The organism is Cryobacterium sp. MLB-32 (genome assembly GCF_000738085.1).
In the GTDB taxonomy this organism is placed as follows: domain Bacteria; phylum Actinomycetota; class Actinomycetes; order Actinomycetales; family Microbacteriaceae; genus Cryobacterium.
Genome location: NZ_JPRS01000608.1, coordinates 1 through 833, shown reverse-complemented (window position 1 = coordinate 833; position 833 = coordinate 1). Strand labels below are relative to the sequence as shown.

The following is an 833-nucleotide window of genomic DNA, read 5'->3' as shown; positions in this document are numbered from 1 at the left end:
ATCAAGCCCGAACTGATCGCGACGGGACCCAACATGACCTGGTCGTGGGATATCTCGAAGTTGAAGGGTCCGGCCAAATGGTCGTACTTCCACTTGTATACGATTATCGACATTTACTCGCGGTACGTCGTCGGCTGGATGGTCGCGACCAGGGAGTCCGCCGAGCTGGCTGAGCAGCTCCTGTTCGACACGATCCAGAAGCAGAACATTCGCCGAGACCAGCTGACGATCCACTCCGACAACGGCTCCTCGATGGCGTCGAAACCCGTCGCATTCCTGCTCGCCGACCTGGGCGTGACCAAGTCGCACTCCCGCCCGCATACGAGTAATGACAATCCATTTTCGGAATCGCATTTCCGAATTTTGAAGTACCGGCCCGAGTTCCCCGACCGGTTCTACAGCCTCGCCGAGGCGCGCTCATTCTGCACCGAGTTCTACGACTGGTACAACCACGAGCATCGCCATTCCGGTATCGGAATGCACACCCCGTTCAACCTGCATCACGGCCGCGCACCCGCCATCCAGCACGCTCGCGCCCGCGTTCTCACGACGGCATATGCCGCCCACCCGGAACGCTTCGTTCGGAAGGTCCCGCAGCCACCAACGTTCCCGACCACCACCTGGATCAACGAACCCCTGAAGGAAGGAACGAACTCAATGACCACCTAAGGAAACTGACTCACATAGGTTGACATCTTCCGCCATTCCGCAGCGAAATAGCGCTGTCATTCTTCAGCGATAGTCACGAGGAAACCCCTCGAGGAGGCACCAGTTCGAACCCCGACTGCCTTTAGCTAATCCCCGTGATTGTGTATCGACGCTCGATACCGGAG

Annotated in this window: 1 protein-coding gene; it reads left to right on the top strand. The window is 58.2% G+C overall.

What is annotated here, in order from left to right:
• On the top strand, positions 1-669 hold a 669-nt coding region (locus JF66_RS20270), incomplete at its 5' end, for an IS3 family transposase (protein ID WP_035880717.1).
• Positions 670-833 lie beyond the last annotated feature (164 nt).